We start from the raw sequence: 16,258 nt of genomic DNA on the forward strand, positions 1-16,258 counted from the left end.
GAGGTTAAAGCTAAGGTAAACAATCCGGCTTCCATCTACAATATAATTTAGGCTTTAAGTCACTCTTTTAATTATTATTGAAAATCTACCACGGACTGATTCCGGTTTCATCTTCAATATCATTACTGAAATATTGTCCGGTCGGCCCATTTTCATCCGTTATTGTATGTTTAATAATGAACGAAGCTGCGCTTTCGACAGAACCGGGACCGCTGTGGCCATTAAAATCGGTTGCTGTATAACCCGGATCAATTACATTAACCTTGAATGGAAGTTCTCTCAGCTCATAAGCTAAGGCAATAGTATACGCATTAAGAGCCGATTTGGAAGGGCCATACGCGGCGGTTTTTATGTGATAATATTTCCATTCAGGATCAGTATGTAAAGTAAGTGAGCCTAATCCGGAAGTAATATTGCTGATTCTTGGGCTGTCTGATTTTTTAAGCAAATCTAAAAATGCCTGGGTAACATTGATTACACCAAAAAAATTCGTATCAAAAACTTCCCGGATGTCATTAACGGATGTTTCGGCAGCGGTCTGGGGATTTACGCCCAAAATTCCGGCGTTATTAATCAGGATATCCAGTTTTCCCTGTTCGTTTTCAACCACGTTCTTTGCTTTGGCTATTGATTCAGGATTGATAACATCGATTTCAATTGCTTTGATATTCTGAAATCCCTGCTCTATTAATCCTTTTACAGTTTCTTCTCCTTTTGCGAGATTTCTGCTTCCTAAATACACAAATAGTCCTTTTTCTGAAAGTTGTTTTGCGGTTTCAAGGCCAATACTTCTGTTGGCGCCTGTAATTAATACTGTTTTCATTTTTTATATTTTAACTGATGTAAAATTCCGATAATAAAACAGGATGACATTTGCCATTTGGCAAAAAGAGAAAAAATGATAAAACTTAAAGAACACTTGGTGTTTTAAGCGCATGCATACCCCTCACTTAGAGGGATGTTAAAAATTCAAAGAATTTTTGACGGGTGGTTTAAGAAAAACTCTTTAAACACCTTATAATTAATTTTCCAGATTACAAATTTACAAAGTGATATTCTTCCTGATCCTGCTTAGAGAAGACTGGGTCACCCCAAGATAAGAAGCCACGTAAGAAAGCGGAATTCTGTTGACTGCCGTAGGATAGATTTCCAGAAACTTCAGGTAACGGGTGGTCGCATCTTCTGTCACGAGTGGGCTTCTTCTTTCCACCTTCTGCATCAAAGCTCTGGAAATGATTTTATGAACGATGGCATCAAAACCTACGATGGTCTGCAGGAGTTCCATCCAGTCTTTTCTTTCAAAAACAACAAGCTTACAGTCTGTTACGGCCTGAACATAGGAGCTTGAACAAATCTGATTGTCAAAACTTTCAAGATCCACCACCAGATTATTTTCTTCGATAAAATATTTGGTAATTTCCTCGCTTTTATTGTTATAATAACATACCCTTAAAATGCCGTCAATGATAAATCCCACCTGTTTTGAAATTTTTCCTGCTTCAGAAAAATATTCTTCTTTGGGCAGACTGATCTCTGTTGCTTTTGCTGCAATAAAATCCATCTGCTGCTGGTTGAGATTCCCGAATCTGAGGATAAAGTCAAATAATTCTTTCATGGATGCAAGATAAGGAAAGAGAATATAGTGGCATTTGCCATTTGGCAAATAAAAAATCGGTTGTTATAGAATTAAACATCTTTTATAAAGTCCTCATATTCATAATAAAATCTTTCAAAGGCATCCATTTTATCAACAAAAAACTGAAAAGTTTCCTGCCATGTATTTTTATTGAAAATAGAAACGCCATGCTTTTCAATCCAGATCCTGCTGATGACTTTTCCGTTTTCCAGCGTGTAAAATTCTTCTTTATGAAAATCGCCGATAAAATCTTTCAGAATATCTTCCAGCGACCATATTTTATTATAATAGGCATCCCTGAAAACTTCATCTTTCATTTCGATATCAAGAGAGACCTCCGCCTTTTTATTATCTGCGTAAAACTTGAACGACATATCCTTAATCTTGGTATCGTATAAAATCCACTTTCTCGGGAAAGATTTTCCAAAGGCCGTCCAAAACTCTTTTTTTAACTGTTGTGCTTCCTGTTTGCTGAACATATAGCAAAAGTAGCTATTTTGACCTTAATAGAATAAAGTAAGAAGTGAAAGTCCCTGAAATATTCTTCACGGGACTTTGATTGGTTGATGGGGCAGTATTAATTTCGCTCAGTTCTTCCTGCCGCTTCTGGCGTGACAGGGGTGAAAAAGTTAACAAGATTTCCGTCAGGATCACGAAATAAAAGTGATTTATTTCCCCAAGGCATTATTGTTGGTTGCTGTACGATGCTTCCCTGAAGATAAGCAGATAATCTTTCATAATCTTGATCAACATCATCTACCTTAAATTCAATGATAATGCTGCGGTTTTGTCCCGGTTGAGCTATATCATTACCGCCAAAAAACTGTAATGTTTTTGTACTTCCGATGGCTAATGTCGTTGTTGATGTCCGTAATTCAACAAAATCAGGAGTATATCGTACAACGGACAATCCTGTGATATCTTCATAAAACTTGATTAATCGTTCTATTTCTGCAGTAATAATGCGGATTGATGATAAATTCATTTTTTAATATTTAATTATATGCCAAAATTAATCCGACCTTGTGACAACTGGATGTCAGCAGTATTTAGCCTAATCAAATAAAATTAATTAGTTCTGCAAAATACATGTGGTTTATATCCGGATCTTTCAACTTATCAGGTTATTAATGCATTTAAAACTATTTTCTTATTTTTGTAGTAATGCTGTCTAAAAAATCCCAATATGCGTTTAAAGCGCTGTCGTACCTTGTAGAAAAAAGAAACGACGGGCCTATTCTTATTTCCGAAATTGCAGATCATAAGAAGATCCCTTTGAAGTTTCTTGAAAATATCCTGCTCGAATTGAAAAAAGCCGGCATCCTTGATAGTAAAAAAGGAAAAGGAGGAGGCTATTTTTTTAAAGAAAATCCAGAAAATGTAAAGCTTGCTAAAATTATCCGCCTTGTCAACGGGCCAATTGCCCTGCTTCCCTGTGTAAGCCTGAATTTTTACGAGAAATGTGAAGACTGTACGGAAGATCACTGTGGCCTGCATGATGTGCTGATTGAAGTTAGAGATGCTTCGCTTAACATTCTTGAAAGAAAAACTTTAATGGATCTTGTCGACTGACCCGATCCTTTTTTTGAATTATTAGTCTACTTTTTTGGTGGGATAATAATTTTATTAGATATTTGCATTACTTCAAATGAATAAATTATGATTTCAAAAGAAGATGCAGAAACACTCAAACAGCTTTCAGCAGAGGAGGGATTGAAATTTATTTCTTCACGATTTCCGGAAACAGCTGTTTTTTCAACATCACTTGGTCAGGAAGATCAGGTTATCACCGATATTATTTTCAGAAATGAACTTCCGATAAAGGTTTTTACACTGGATACAGGCAGGCTTTTTTATGAACACTATGAATTGCTTTCAAAAAACAACTCGAGGTACAAAATAAAAACGCAAGTCTATTTCCCGGAACCTTCGGATGTGGAAAAATATGTGAATGAAAAAGGGATCAATGCGTTTTATCATTCTGTAGAAAACAGAAAAGAATGTTGTTTTATAAGAAAGGTTAAACCTTTAAATCGTGCTCTTGAAAATGCAGAAATCTGGATCACAGGTCTGCGTTCGGAACAGTCGGAAAACCGGGAGAATATGCCGGTTATCGAATGGGATGAAGAGCGGAAACTTTGTAAATACAATCCGCTAATTGACTGGAATTACCAGCAGGTTCTCGTTTATCTGCAACAGAATAAGGTTCAGGAGCTGCCTTTGCATAAAAAAGGATTCATCAGTGTCGGCTGTGAGCCATGCACGAGAGCTGTTGTTGAAGGAGAAAATCCGCGTGCAGGACGCTGGTGGTGGGAAAATTCACAAAAAGAATGCGGTCTTCATTCGCATTAATTCAAATATTACTTTCAAAATGAATACATATAAACTAGACTACCTGGAACAGCTGGAGGCTGAAAGTATTTATATCATGCGGGAAATTGCCGCACAGTTTGAAAAACCGGCTTTGCTTTTTAGCGGCGGAAAAGATTCCATCACATTGGTTCATCTGGCCAGGAAAGCTTTTGCACCCATGAAAATCCCTTTTCCGTTGGTTCATATCGATACAGGGCACAATTTCCCGGAAGCTTTGCAGTTCAGGGATTATCTTGCAGAAACGATTGACGCAGAACTCATCGTGAGGAGTGTAGAAGATACCATTAACACTAAAAAATTAGCAGAACCTAAAGGGAAATTCGCCTCTCGAAACTGGCTGCAGACGCATACTTTGCTCGATACGATTGAAGAATTCGGGTTTGATGCATGTATCGGAGGAGCAAGAAGAGACGAAGAAAAAGCAAGAGCGAAAGAACGTTTTTTCTCCGTTCGGGATGAATTCGGGCAATGGGACCCAAAATTACAGCGCCCCGAACTCTGGAATATTTACAACGGAAGAATCAGTAAAGGTGAGAATGTGAGGGTTTTCCCGATTTCCAACTGGACCGAACTGGATGTATGGAATTATATCAAGAAAGAAAATATTCAGCTTCCATCCATTTATTTTGCGCATGATCGTGATGTGATTGAACACGAGGGGCAGCTGATTGCCGTTTCGGATTTTATCCGGATTGATGAGCACGATACGATTGTCAATAAAAAAGTCAGGTACCGAACAGTAGGAGACATGACCTGCACGGCAGCCGTAGAAAGCTATGCGGAAACTCTTGATGAGGTTGTGAGCGAAATCACGGCTTCCAGAATTTCAGAACGCGGTGAAACCAGAATCGACGATAAAGTGACGGAAGCTGCCATGGAAGACAGGAAAAAGGGCGGATATTTTTAATAAGCAATGCCAATTGTGCTTCAAATTTGTTTTTAAATTTAATATAATTTCTAACACGAATGATAGGTAATGTAATTTGATGAGCTCAGAAATTACTTATTACCTATTACTCATTATTAATAAACTAAACATGGACATATTACGATTTATCACTGCAGGAAGCGTGGATGACGGTAAAAGTACCCTCATCGGAAGGCTTCTTTATGACAGTAAAAATATATTGGTCGACCAGCTGGAAGCACTGGAAAAGCAATCAAAAAATAAGAATGAAAACGGAATAGATCTTGCGATTTTGACAGACGGATTACGGGCTGAAAGAGAGCAGGGAATTACTATTGATGTGGCTTACCGCTATTTTTCGACGCCCAAAAGAAAATTTATTATTGCCGATGCTCCCGGACATATTCAGTACACCAGAAATATGATTACCGGAGCTTCAAACTCACAATTGATTGTTATTCTTATCGATGCAAGGCAAGGGGTTATCGAGCAGACTAAAAGGCATTCTATTATTGCTTCATTGCTGAAAATCAAAAATGTAGCGGTTGCTATCAATAAAATGGATCTTGTTGATTATTCGCAAAGAGTTTTTAATGATATTAAAATCCAGTATGAAGAAGTAGCTGCAAAATTAGGACTTGAAAATGTGAGTTATTTTCCTATTTCAGCATTTTATGGCGACAATATTGTTACTCAATCAGAAAATATGAGCTGGTATGATGGTTCTTCACTGCTTGAGTTTCTGGAAACCGTTCAGGTACACAGTAGTGATGAATTTGAAAGTCCAAGATTCCAGGTTCAGTATGTGATCCGCCCACAAACCGATGCGCTTCATGATTATAGAGGTTATGCCGGAGAAATAATTTCAGGAGTCTATAAAAAGGGTGATGAAGTTACGGTACTTCCGCAAAATATCAAGTCAAAAATATCAGCAATTGAAACCGGCGGAAAACCAGTTGATGCCGTTTTTGCCGGACAGCCTGCCGTTATTCACATTGAAGATGATATTGATATCAGCCGCGGTGATTTCCTCGTTAAACCGGACAGCCTTCCAAAAACGGAAAATGAAATTGAAGCGGTTGTCTGCTGGTTGGATAAAAAGGAATTAACAGAGGGGAGTAAGTATTTTATTCAACATAAAAGTAAACTTCTGAAGACCCTTGTAAAAGAAATTGAATATAAAATTGACGTCAATACGTTAGAAAAGATACCGGTTACGGAAAATATCAGGCTTAATGAAGTGGTAAAAGTCCGATTGAAAACGGCTTCGCCTCTTGTCTTCGATAGTTTTGAGGAAAGCCAAAATACAGGAAATGCCATCCTGATCGACGAAACAAGCAATTCTACAGTTGGCGCTGTCATGATCTTGTAATGTAAATACATACTTGTTTTATCAACATAAAATAAACAGAAATGATCATCTCCAGGAAAGTTCAGTTCAGGCTTAATGTATTTTTTGTAACGGCCGCTGTGTTGTCTCTTACTGTTTTCACCATGTTCGAACTCGGATATCTGGATGAGCTTTTCACGATCCTTGCTAAAGATAACTATATTTTTTACTGGATGCTGCTGGTGGGGGTTTTAGCTGAAATTGTAGCCGGATCCATGGGAATGGGCTATGGCGTAATCTGTACTACCACCCTGTTGTTTTTGGGTATTCCGCCGCATGCGGTAAGTGCAAGTATTCACTCTGCAGAAAGTTTTACCACTGCGGCAGGAAGCATTAGTCATATAAGGCTGAAAAATGTGAGTAAAAATCTGGTGAAAAGGCTTGCGGTTCCGGCTGTGATCGGTGCTGTGATCGGTGCCATTTCATTGACATATCTTGGCGAATATTATTCAAAAATAACCAAAACGGTTATCTCTTTTTATACACTGTATCTGGGAATTCGGATTTTCTCAAATGCCTTTAAGAAAAAACAGGATAAAAAATTAAAAAGAAAAACAAATCTTACGAGACTTGGTTTAGCAGGAGGATTTATAGATTCTTTCGCCGGCGGAGGATGGGGACCTTTGGTAACAGGAACGTTAATCAAAAATTCCTTCACGCCAAGGTTTGCAGTGGGAAGTTCTACGGTTGCCAAGTTTATTTTAACGCTTACTGCAGCCATTACGTTTATGCTTACATTGGGCATTCAGCACTGGAATATCATTCTCGGACTTTTGATCGGCGGGATCTTTACCGCACCTTTTTCTGCGATGCTTACGGCGAAACTTCCTGTAAAAAGCATGTTTGTGGTTATTGGGCTTCTCGTAATCATTATGAGTTCCATAACGATTTATAAATCTGTTTTTTAGTATAGAAAGCTTCTGTGTTGAAAAATAACGGTAATAAAAAATATTTTTGATTTGAAAATATTTTACTTTTACATCATTAAAAAAATACTATGAACATACATGTTGTTGCTGTTTTTAAATTCAATGAAAACTATTTAATGGAAGCTGTTGAGCTTTTTCAGACGCTGGTAAGAGAAACCCGAAAAGAAGAAGGCTGCCTTCAATATGACCTCATAGAAGATAAAAACAATAAAGGAACATTCTTTATGGTGGAATTATGGGAAACCGAAGACCATCTGAACCGTCACAGCGGACAGGATCATCTGCTGAACTTCAGAAAAGAAGTATCCAAAATGCTGGAAAGTTCTACTGAAGTGTATAAAGGTTTTAAAACACTTTAAAAAAATAAGAATCAATTCCGTGAAATCTAAAAGGCTGTCCACTATGCGGGCAGCCTTTTATTATAGAAAAAATAGAAAGTATTATTTTGAAAGTGAATTGTGAATCGTTAATTTTAAAATTCTCAATTGATATTCACAATTGCCTATTTCACGATCAGCTTTTTCGTTTCCGTTTGTCCGCCGAACGTTATCTTCACAAGATAATGTCCTGAAGATAGGTGGGAAAGATTCAGATCCTGTTTGTAAAAACCTTCCTGGTTGGTCAGTTCAGCAGAATACACTTTTTTGCCTGATAGATCATACACTTCCACATTCCCTTTTTTGCTGAGCTTTTCTTTAACATCAAATAAAATAGTTACTTGTTTATCTGCCGTTGTCGGGTTAGGATAAATTCCGAAAGAAGCTTTTTTACCGGCAATATCGGTTGTCCCTAAAACAGAAGTGATATTTTTATACTTAAAATACATATTTCCGGTCTGTGAACCTTCATTTGATGTGAAATACATTCTATAGTATTCAGATCCCTGTTTGATATAATACACCACATCATTGTATACGCCCATCGTCGGTTTCCACGAATGGCCGATTGCTGTAATATTGTTTGAAAATGCAGCAGATGAAGGAAGAATAGTGGTGGTGGTTGCCTGTGTTTCCGGCTGTACTTTCGCTACGCTAATATTAGAATTCTGAATCACACCGGACATCCTGTACTTCATGGTAGCGGGCTGGCCTGTATTTGGATCGATGTATGGATAATCGGTCCAGTACCTGGTGAACATAAAGTCCCAATTAGTCTTTGATGGCTCAAGATTGGTCACCTTATCTCCGGTTGCAAAAGAGAAATAATTAAAATAAGCATCGTCAGTTCCGTTGGCAATGGTTTTTGAAACCGTAGTATCCCACGAGGAAGTGGTGGCATTCCATTTGGCATATTTAAAAGTATACCCTCCGAAATAGTCGTCAATCATAAATTTATAATAAGTATTGCTCGAAACATACTTCAGTATAAAAATTACTTTTCCTTCAATATGATGATTTCCCGGATTATATTCACCCCAGCCGTAAGTAGCCGTTCCCTGTTCAAAAGCGCCTTCCTGGATAGATGTTGTATTGTCAAGATTATATAATGGTGATCCATATGAAGAAACAACGTTTGTGGTAATGGAATTCCAGTCGTTCGGATTAGCGGAGGCCTGATAGACTTCTATATTTTGTGCATCATTGATTCTTGTCCCGAAATTCATGCTCGAATTTCTGAAAAACGCAATATCCCAGGTATTGGCAGGCTGGGATTGTATAGTATTGGAACTAAGATCGAAAAATAAACGGTTCTGGTAACTGGCACCCATAGACATATTTACTGTAGTATATCCGTTGGCATCAACCTGTGAAAGAACAGTCTGCTGTACCCCTAATGCGAACATTGAAGCGAAAAGTAGTTTTGTTTTCATAATATCAGATGTAAATTATTATTTAGAATTATTCTACAAAAATATGTTATTTATTTTTATTTGTTCTAAATAAAATATGATTTTTGTCGTGTGTTAAAATATGATTTTAATTATTTAAGAAAATAATAAGGTTCAGCCTTCTATTAAAACATAAAAAAGACCGATCTATGAAATCATAAATCAGTCTCCCGCTGTAAGGCTGTCTAATTAATCTTATTTCTTTATAAACTTGGATTTTACTGCAGAACCTTCTGTAGTTTCAATAATGATATAATATACTCCTGCCTGCAATGTACTGATATCGAAAGATCTTCCGGCTAATTTGCCGCCCGCCACTTTTTGTCCGGATGCAGAATAAATACTGATGTTTTCCGGATCTTTTTTAGTGATAAACTGTAACACAGTATTTTCTGCATTCACTGCAAATCTTACAGATTCCTGAGATTTGATATGATCGGAAACAGCAAGATTTGAAGCAGTGTTATATACTACATTATCAATCTGTACTGCCACGTGCGTTGCCGAAGGGGTAAAGCGGAATACAATATACTGTGAAGAAGAAGCCGGAATGGTAAGGCTGATATTCTGAACGGCTCCGATTGTTGATACAGTGATTGGATTTCCAACGGCAACAAAGGTAGACATATCCGCAGGATTCGAAGCCAGTCCGATCTGTATCGTTCCCGGACCTGGCGACGGAGAAACCAGAGTAGTCTGGAAAGATAATGTTTTGTCGCCTGCAGGAGCTGTAATTTGAGGAGAAATGAGGTAAGACGGTGCAGAACCGTTGTTTCCGGCATAAGACTGTACGAACTTATTAGCAGAATTATTATTGTCTATAGCAACGATCATTCTGGGAGATACCGGTGGGAATTCCTGGGTTGGAGAAGCCGTTATGGCCGACCAGCCGCCTTGTGGGAAAGTAGTGTTCCCTGCGGTAAAGCCGTCAAAGTTTTCATTAAGTGTTGCTACCTGCGCATGTGCAGCCATTGTTGTAAAAAGTAAAGTTCCTAAAAGTAGTCTTAGTTTCATAACATTATTTTTATTTAGAATTATTCCACAAAATTATAATATTTATTTTTAACTATTCTAAATAAAATTATATATTTGTCAAAAATTTTTCGTCTATGAAAAAGAAAGTGCTTTCCATACTATCCTTATCCGTTGTTTTATGGGTGAATGCACAGGAAAAAGATTCTCTTAAGCAGAAAACAATAGATGAGGTAATTATTACCGGGCAATTTATGCAGCAATCTATTGACAAATCGATCTATAAAGTTGAAGTAATTGATGCGCAGCAGATCAAAAATATGGCGGTAACCAATGTTGCCGAAGTGCTTAATCAAAATCTTAATATTTTAATAGAACCCAGTAAAAGTTCAGGAAACTCCAGTGCGAATATTATGGGGCTCAGCGGTGAATATACCAAGATACTTATTGATAATATTCCGGTTGTAAGCGATGAAGGCATGGGAAATCTGGTAGATCTTACCAAAATCAATGTCAACAATATCGAAAGAATTGAGGTAGTAAAAGGTTCAATGGGCGTGGAATACGGAAATAATGCGGTAGCCGGAGTCATCAATATCATTACGAAAAAAAATTATAGTAAAAAGTTTACCGCGCTGGCATCCATACAGGAAGAAACGGTGGGAAAAGACTACGACTGGTTCAAAAAAGGAAATGGACGCCATATCCAGTCACTGAATCTTGGGTACAGGTTTAATGACAACTGGTCTCTTTCTGCAGATATCAATCATAATGATTTCCAGGGTTATAAAGGTTCGCTTAACGGATATAAATATTTTAGTGAAAATAACGACGGAAAGCGCGGGTACGACTGGCAGCCGAAAGATCAGCTCACCACAAACGGAACAATCCGCTACAATAAAGACAATACAAGTTTCTTTTATAAGCTGAACTTTCTTACGGAAGAAATTAATTATTATAACCCCTTAGTCACAGACCTTCCTCTGGGTGGAGGAAACAGAACATATACCGCAAACGACAAAGATTATCGTACCAACCGTTGGATTCACCAGTTTAATATTCAGACAAAATTCGGAAGAATTAACTATAACGGAGACTTCTCTTATCAAAGCCAGGAAAGAAAATCACAGGTTTATGCGTATGATGTTCCCAACCGACAGGAAATCTCCAGAGATTCTGAAATTACATTCTACAAATCCGACGTATTGTACTCAAGGGGAATGTTCAGTAATTTTTTAGATAACGAAAAAATTAATTTCCAGCTTGGATACGAATTAGACCGTACGAAGGGTTTTGCCGATGCAACTACTTTTGAAAGCAATAACAATGGAAAAAGTATTGAACGCGCTATATTCAATTATGCTAATTTCTTATCAGCTGAATGGAAAGTAAATGACTGGTTTTCATTCCGTCCCGGAGTAAGGCTGGCCCTGAGCGACAGGTTCAGTTCGCAATATAATTACTCGGGAACATTAAGATTTACAACCTCTGAAAATTCGGACATCCGTGCCGTTTTCGGTTCAGCCAACAGATTTCCAACTTACGATGAATTATACACTTTTGTAGTAGATAACAATCACGACATCAGAGGAAATGAAAATTTAAAACCTGAAACCGGTTATTCTGCTTCCGTTTTCTGGGACTATGCTTTAACCAACTCCAGCAACTGGAAATTTAATTTTAGCTTATCAGGAATGTACCTAGACGTGCAAAACAGAATACAAGATGTGATCATCAACAATAGCCCGCTGCAAATAACTTTCCTGAATGTAGACGATTACAGATCAATCTTATTCGGAGGGGGAATTAACGTAAGAAAAGGAGATCTTTCTTTAAATGCAGGAGTTTCGGTTATGGGTGTTTCACAGATTTTAAATACAGGAAACATCACTTCACCTGATGATTATAATTATTATGCTGAAGCAAATCTTGCTGCCAACTACACTTTGCCGTTGTCAAAAACTTTGTTTGCACTGTATTATAAATACACCGGAACTCAGCGACGCTACACTTATCAGGGAAAAGAAAACGATCCGGGAGATCCGGGGCAATATATTTTAGGGGAAATCGGGGATTTCAGTATGTTGAATTTCACGGTGAGCCAGCCTTTCTTTAATAATCATTTTGAAATAAGCGCAGGGATCAAAAATATCTTCGACGTGACGAGTGTGAAAAATACCATTCAGTCTGGGGATACCCACAATGCCTCTTCCGGACTGCAGAATCTGTTCTATGGACGAAGTTATTTCATGAGGTTAAATTATAATTTTTAAATACATTAAAAATGAAAAAAATACTCTATTGTTTGCTTGTAGGAGCTTCCTTTATTTCTCAATCCTGTATTAATGATAATGAAGATCCTGTATCGGTAGCCAAAATAGAAGGAGCCATTGCAGATCCAAGGGTAGGTGGGGCAACACAACCCAATCAGGTGTGGATTGATCTCAGCGAAACTGATCCGATAACGAAAGGACCTGTACAAAAACTTACCAGAAGAACCGATTGGGATCTCGCCCTATATTCAGGACCGGAATTTAAAGTCGTGTTGAATTCTTCCATCATGATGGCTGCAGCTAAAATCCCTAATGTTACAGATTTCAGTCAGGTCACGGAAGCTACCGTTTCCACCTTGAAAAATCAGGTTCAGGTAGCCAACTTCAATCCTGCCAACGAGGTTTATATCGATGATGTTAAAGGAAATTTTCCTTCCGGATATACTGCTATTGAAGAAATTAAAGCCAATGATTCTGAGAATGCGGTTTATCTTGTTAATATGGGTAAAGAAATCTATAATGGTTCCGTACCCGTTGGTTCCGTAGCTACGGGAGGTGACAGCCGCGGATGGAAAAAAGTACAGATTGTTCGTTCAGGAGAAGGATATAAAGTAAAATCTGCCGATATAGACGGAAACAATTATTTTGAAATAATGGTAGCCAAGAATACGGCTTATAACTACAATTTTATCAGCTTAAAAAATAAAAATGAAGTATCCATTCAGCCTGAAAAGAAAAAATGGGACCTGTGCTTCACAGTATTTACCAACACGATTGCCGGAGCAGGAAGCTATATTTATGCCGACTTTGTAACGATCAATAATGTTGGTGGAACAGGCGCTTACGAGGTACTTGTTTCTGCAGGAACTTCAGGAGTGGAAGCGTATAATAATTTTAAAACTTCTGATATTAATTCTTCCAAATTCATCTACAACGATCAGCGCGTAATCGGTTCCAACTGGAGAAATCCTGTAGGTACCAATGGCCTGGAAGTTTACGGGGACCGGTTTTATATTCTCAAAGATCCCAACGGGTATTATTTCAAGCTGAGATTTACCAGACTTACCAAAGCCAATACGGACGATCAGGGAGTTAAAGATGAAAGAGGTTTCCCTTCTTTCGAATATAAACCTTTGTAAATTAATAATATTTAATATCAGTGTGCTTAGCTGAGCGCAACGCCTTTGCGAACGGAAATATTCACAATTATTTTTAACAAATCCTTTGTGGACGTTGCGTTACATCAAATTAAAATAAACAAATAATAAGTATATCTATGAAAAAATTCATCCTTGCAGCTTCTGTACTGATGGCAGTATTTTCCTGTAAAAAGGAGGAAGGTGCTAAAACGGAAACTAAAACGGAAACAAAAGCCGAAACACCGAAATCAAGTAATAAAATAGTAACGCTTAATGGTGGAATCACGGAAATTGTAGCAGCTTTAGGCCACGAAAAAGAAATCGTGGGAACAGATGTTACCAGTACTTATCCGGAATCTCTTAAAGCGACAGCGAAAGATTTAGGGCATGTACGATCAATGACAATTGAGCCGATCATGGCCGTATCTCCGACATTGATTTTAGCTTCAGATAAAGACATTAATCCTGAACTGATGGGTAAAATCAAATCTTCAGGAATTAAAACTGAAATTTTTAAGCAGGAATTTACCGTAGACGGAACCAAAAAGCTAATTGCAGATGTTGCAAAAGCCATCGGAAATACAGATTATCAAAAGCTCAACGATAAAATTGATGCGGATTTGAAGCAGATTCAGCCTATCGCTAAAAAGCCGAAAGTACTATTCATCTACGCCAGAGGAAATATGCTGATGGTTTCAGGAAAAAATACACCCATGGCTTCTTTAATTGAAATTGCAGGAGGCGAAAATGCAGTTAATGACTTTGAAGATTTTAAACCTTTAACACCGGAGGCTGTGGTAAAAGCAAACCCTGATGTTTTATTCTTCTTCACCAGCGGACTGCAGGGTGCCGGAGGAAATGAAGGCGCGCTTAAAATGCCGGGTGTTGCCCAAACCAACGCCGGAAAAAATAAAAAGATCATCGCAATGGATGGCGGACTGGTTTCCGGTTTCGGACCAAGGCTGGGTGAGGCTGCTGTGGAATTAAACAAACTTCTCATTGAAAACGCAAAGTAAATTATACGTTTACCTTACCATAAGTGCCATACTGCTTCTCATCATAGTAGTATGGTCACTTAATACCGGAGTTTATGATTTCGCCGGCAAATCTGCTTTTGAAGTGTTGGGAAAAGTTATAAAAGATGATCCGGACTTGTCTTTAAGTGATCAATATGTAGTCTGGGACGTAAGGGCTGCCAGGATTATAATGGCCATACTTATCGGAAGTATGCTTGCCGTTTCCGGAACGAGCCTTCAGGGATTGTTTAAAAATCCGCTGGCAACAGGAGATTTAATCGGACTGACATCGGGAGCAACGTTACTTGCCGCAATTACGATTGTTTTAGGAGGACATTTCAGACAGTATCTTCCTGAAGCTGTACAATTTTCGCTGGTGGGTATTGCCGCTTTTGCCGGTTCATTATTATCAATGTTGTTGGTGTATAAAATCTCAACAAGTGGAGGAAAAACCAATGTGGTTATGATGCTGTTGTCCGGAGTTGCCATAACAGCCATCGGATTTTCTATCACCGGATTCCTGATTTATATTTCAAAAGACGAGCAATTGAGAGATTTAACATTCTGGAATTTAGGAAGTTTAGCCGCTGCGACCTGGACGAAGAACATCATTTTAGGAATTGTTCTTCTGATTTCCTACAGCATTCTGTTGCCTAAAGGTAAAGCACTGAATGCAATGATGCTAGGTGAAAAAGATGCGCAACACTTGGGAATCAACGTCGAAGCCTTGAAAAAACAGATTATCATTATTACGGCATTAATGATCGGAAGCTGTGTGGCTTTTTCGGGAACAATTGGGTTTGTCGGACTTATTGTGCCGTATATTTTAAGGCTTTTATTTAAATCAGATTATGCTTTTATCCTGCCTTTATCAGCAATCTGCGGAAGTATTTTATTATTAACGGCGGATACATTCAGCAGGAGCATTGTTGAACCTTCGGAGCTTCCTGTCGGGATTTTAACAGCATTAATGGGAGGTCCGATTTTCATTGCCATTTTAATTAAATTCAAAAAATCACTGTCATGATAAAGGCACATCAGATCAGTTACAGACATAAAGAATTTCATATTCTGGATTCGGTGGATGTTCACCTCGGATATGGTGAATTTTTGGCTATCGTAGGCCCGAACGGAGCCGGAAAATCAAGTTTGTTGAGTATCCTGGCAAATGAAGTAAAGTCAAAACAACGGGTTTTATTTAAAGATAAAAATATCAGCGACTGGAAAGTCGATGAGCTTTCAAAACATAAGGCAAAATTTTCACAGCATAACAGCAATGATATTCCGCTTGAGGTGAAAGATGTTGTGATGATGGGACGCTACCCGTATTTCGATGCACAACCGGCTCAGGAAGATTATGAAGCCATGAATACGATGATGTACGAGACCGATATTTTCCATCTTAAAGAAAGAGAATATAACACGTTATCAGGAGGCGAAAAACAAAGAGTGCACTTATCCAGGGTCATGGCACAGCTCCAAAATGAAATTGCCCACAAAGTTCTTTTTCTCGATGAACCTTTGAATAATCTGGACGTAAAACATCAGTACAAAGCATTGGAAATCATCAAAAAATTTACGGGAAAAACGAATTCAGCCATTGTTGTACTCCATGATCTGAATCTTGCTGCGCAGTACGCGGATAAAATCTTACTAATGAAATCTGGACGTGTGACGGCCTGTGGAACACCGACAGAAGTTTTTACCGCTGAAAATATCAGTGAAGCCTACAATTTTCCCTGCACGATCTGTGATCATCCGATTACGGGCAGGCCAATGATTATTTTCGGATAAA

Annotated in this window: 17 protein-coding genes; 11 read left to right on the top strand and 6 right to left on the bottom strand. The window is 38.2% G+C overall.

What is annotated here, in order from left to right; all coding sequences use genetic code 11:
* Window positions 1-85: 85 nt before the first annotated feature.
* The 4 genes from U9K52_RS02805 to U9K52_RS02820 form a co-directional block, all read right to left on the bottom strand.
* A complete protein-coding gene (locus U9K52_RS02805; protein WP_322925192.1) occupies window positions 86-823 on the bottom strand; it encodes an SDR family oxidoreductase in 738 nt (245 codons plus the stop codon).
* A gap of 219 nt (window positions 824-1,042) precedes the next feature.
* Window positions 1,043-1,615, bottom strand: coding sequence for a Crp/Fnr family transcriptional regulator (locus tag U9K52_RS02810; protein ID WP_263603656.1), 573 nt, complete (start codon window positions 1,613-1,615; stop codon window positions 1,043-1,045).
* 71 nt (window positions 1,616-1,686) lie between these two features.
* Window positions 1,687-2,115, bottom strand: a complete 429-nt coding sequence (locus U9K52_RS02815) for a DUF4268 domain-containing protein (protein ID WP_248392215.1) — start codon at window positions 2,113-2,115, stop codon at window positions 1,687-1,689.
* Window positions 2,116-2,213: 98 nt separating this feature from the next.
* The gene (locus U9K52_RS02820; protein ID WP_322925196.1) at window positions 2,214-2,621 is read right to left on the bottom strand and encodes a VOC family protein; all 408 of its coding nucleotides are present in this window, start codon (window positions 2,619-2,621) and stop codon (window positions 2,214-2,216) included.
* 179 nt (window positions 2,622-2,800) lie between these two features.
* Here U9K52_RS02820 and U9K52_RS02825 point away from each other — a divergent pair, with 179 nt between their 5' ends.
* From U9K52_RS02825 to U9K52_RS02850, 6 genes are all read left to right on the top strand, one after another.
* A complete protein-coding gene (locus U9K52_RS02825; protein WP_029294220.1) occupies window positions 2,801-3,208 on the top strand; it encodes an RrF2 family transcriptional regulator in 408 nt (135 codons plus the stop codon).
* Window positions 3,209-3,295: 87 nt separating this feature from the next.
* Window positions 3,296-3,988 carry a phosphoadenylyl-sulfate reductase gene (locus U9K52_RS02830; protein ID WP_322925200.1) on the top strand — a complete coding sequence of 231 codons (693 nt, stop codon included), beginning with the start codon at window positions 3,296-3,298 and terminating at the stop codon, window positions 3,986-3,988.
* A gap of 7 nt (window positions 3,989-3,995) precedes the next feature.
* Window positions 3,996-4,916, top strand: a complete 921-nt coding sequence (cysD, locus tag U9K52_RS02835; protein ID WP_323673778.1) for a sulfate adenylyltransferase subunit CysD — start codon at window positions 3,996-3,998, stop codon at window positions 4,914-4,916.
* 130 nt (window positions 4,917-5,046) lie between these two features.
* A complete protein-coding gene (locus tag U9K52_RS02840) occupies window positions 5,047-6,288 on the top strand; it encodes a sulfate adenylyltransferase subunit 1 (protein ID WP_322925201.1) in 1,242 nt (413 codons plus the stop codon).
* 41 nt (window positions 6,289-6,329) lie between these two features.
* Window positions 6,330-7,214: a sulfite exporter TauE/SafE family protein gene (locus U9K52_RS02845; protein ID WP_248392237.1), complete on the top strand. Its 885-nt coding sequence runs from the start codon at window positions 6,330-6,332 to the stop codon at window positions 7,212-7,214.
* Window positions 7,215-7,303: 89 nt separating this feature from the next.
* Complete coding sequence (locus U9K52_RS02850) at window positions 7,304-7,594, top strand: putative quinol monooxygenase (RefSeq protein WP_322925205.1); 291 nt, start codon at window positions 7,304-7,306, stop codon at window positions 7,592-7,594.
* Between the two features lie 143 nt (window positions 7,595-7,737).
* Here U9K52_RS02850 and U9K52_RS02855 read toward each other — a convergent pair whose 3' ends face one another.
* Both U9K52_RS02855 and U9K52_RS02860 read right to left on the bottom strand, forming a co-directional pair.
* Entirely contained in the window at window positions 7,738-9,045 is a 1,308-nt protein-coding gene (locus U9K52_RS02855) for a T9SS type A sorting domain-containing protein (RefSeq protein WP_322925207.1), read from the bottom strand.
* Between the two features lie 213 nt (window positions 9,046-9,258).
* Complete coding sequence (locus U9K52_RS02860) at window positions 9,259-10,077, bottom strand: T9SS-dependent choice-of-anchor J family protein (RefSeq protein WP_263603650.1); 819 nt, start codon at window positions 10,075-10,077, stop codon at window positions 9,259-9,261.
* A gap of 95 nt (window positions 10,078-10,172) precedes the next feature.
* Here U9K52_RS02860 and U9K52_RS02865 point away from each other — a divergent pair, with 95 nt between their 5' ends.
* The 5 genes from U9K52_RS02865 (at window position 10,173) to U9K52_RS02885 (ending at window position 16,257) form a co-directional block, all read left to right on the top strand.
* Window positions 10,173-12,308 carry a TonB-dependent receptor plug domain-containing protein gene (locus U9K52_RS02865; protein WP_322925209.1) on the top strand — a complete coding sequence of 712 codons (2,136 nt, stop codon included), beginning with the start codon at window positions 10,173-10,175 and terminating at the stop codon, window positions 12,306-12,308.
* Between the two features lie 11 nt (window positions 12,309-12,319).
* A complete protein-coding gene (locus U9K52_RS02870) occupies window positions 12,320-13,447 on the top strand; it encodes an HmuY family protein (RefSeq protein ID WP_322925211.1) in 1,128 nt (375 codons plus the stop codon).
* A gap of 137 nt (window positions 13,448-13,584) precedes the next feature.
* Window positions 13,585-14,463 carry a heme/hemin ABC transporter substrate-binding protein gene (locus tag U9K52_RS02875; RefSeq protein WP_248392256.1) on the top strand — a complete coding sequence of 293 codons (879 nt, stop codon included), beginning with the start codon at window positions 13,585-13,587 and terminating at the stop codon, window positions 14,461-14,463.
* A complete protein-coding gene (locus tag U9K52_RS02880; RefSeq protein WP_322925213.1) occupies window positions 14,447-15,490 on the top strand; it encodes an iron ABC transporter permease in 1,044 nt (347 codons plus the stop codon). The genes U9K52_RS02875 and U9K52_RS02880 overlap by 17 nt, the downstream gene beginning before the upstream one ends.
* The gene (locus U9K52_RS02885) at window positions 15,487-16,257 is read left to right on the top strand and encodes a heme ABC transporter ATP-binding protein (RefSeq protein ID WP_322925215.1); all 771 of its coding nucleotides are present in this window, start codon (window positions 15,487-15,489) and stop codon (window positions 16,255-16,257) included. Before U9K52_RS02880 ends, U9K52_RS02885 begins: the two co-directional genes overlap by 4 nt.
* Window position 16,258 lies beyond the last annotated feature (1 nt).

It is taken from the genome of Chryseobacterium sp. MHB01 (genome assembly GCF_034651565.1).
Taxonomy (GTDB): domain Bacteria; phylum Bacteroidota; class Bacteroidia; order Flavobacteriales; family Weeksellaceae; genus Chryseobacterium; species Chryseobacterium nepalense.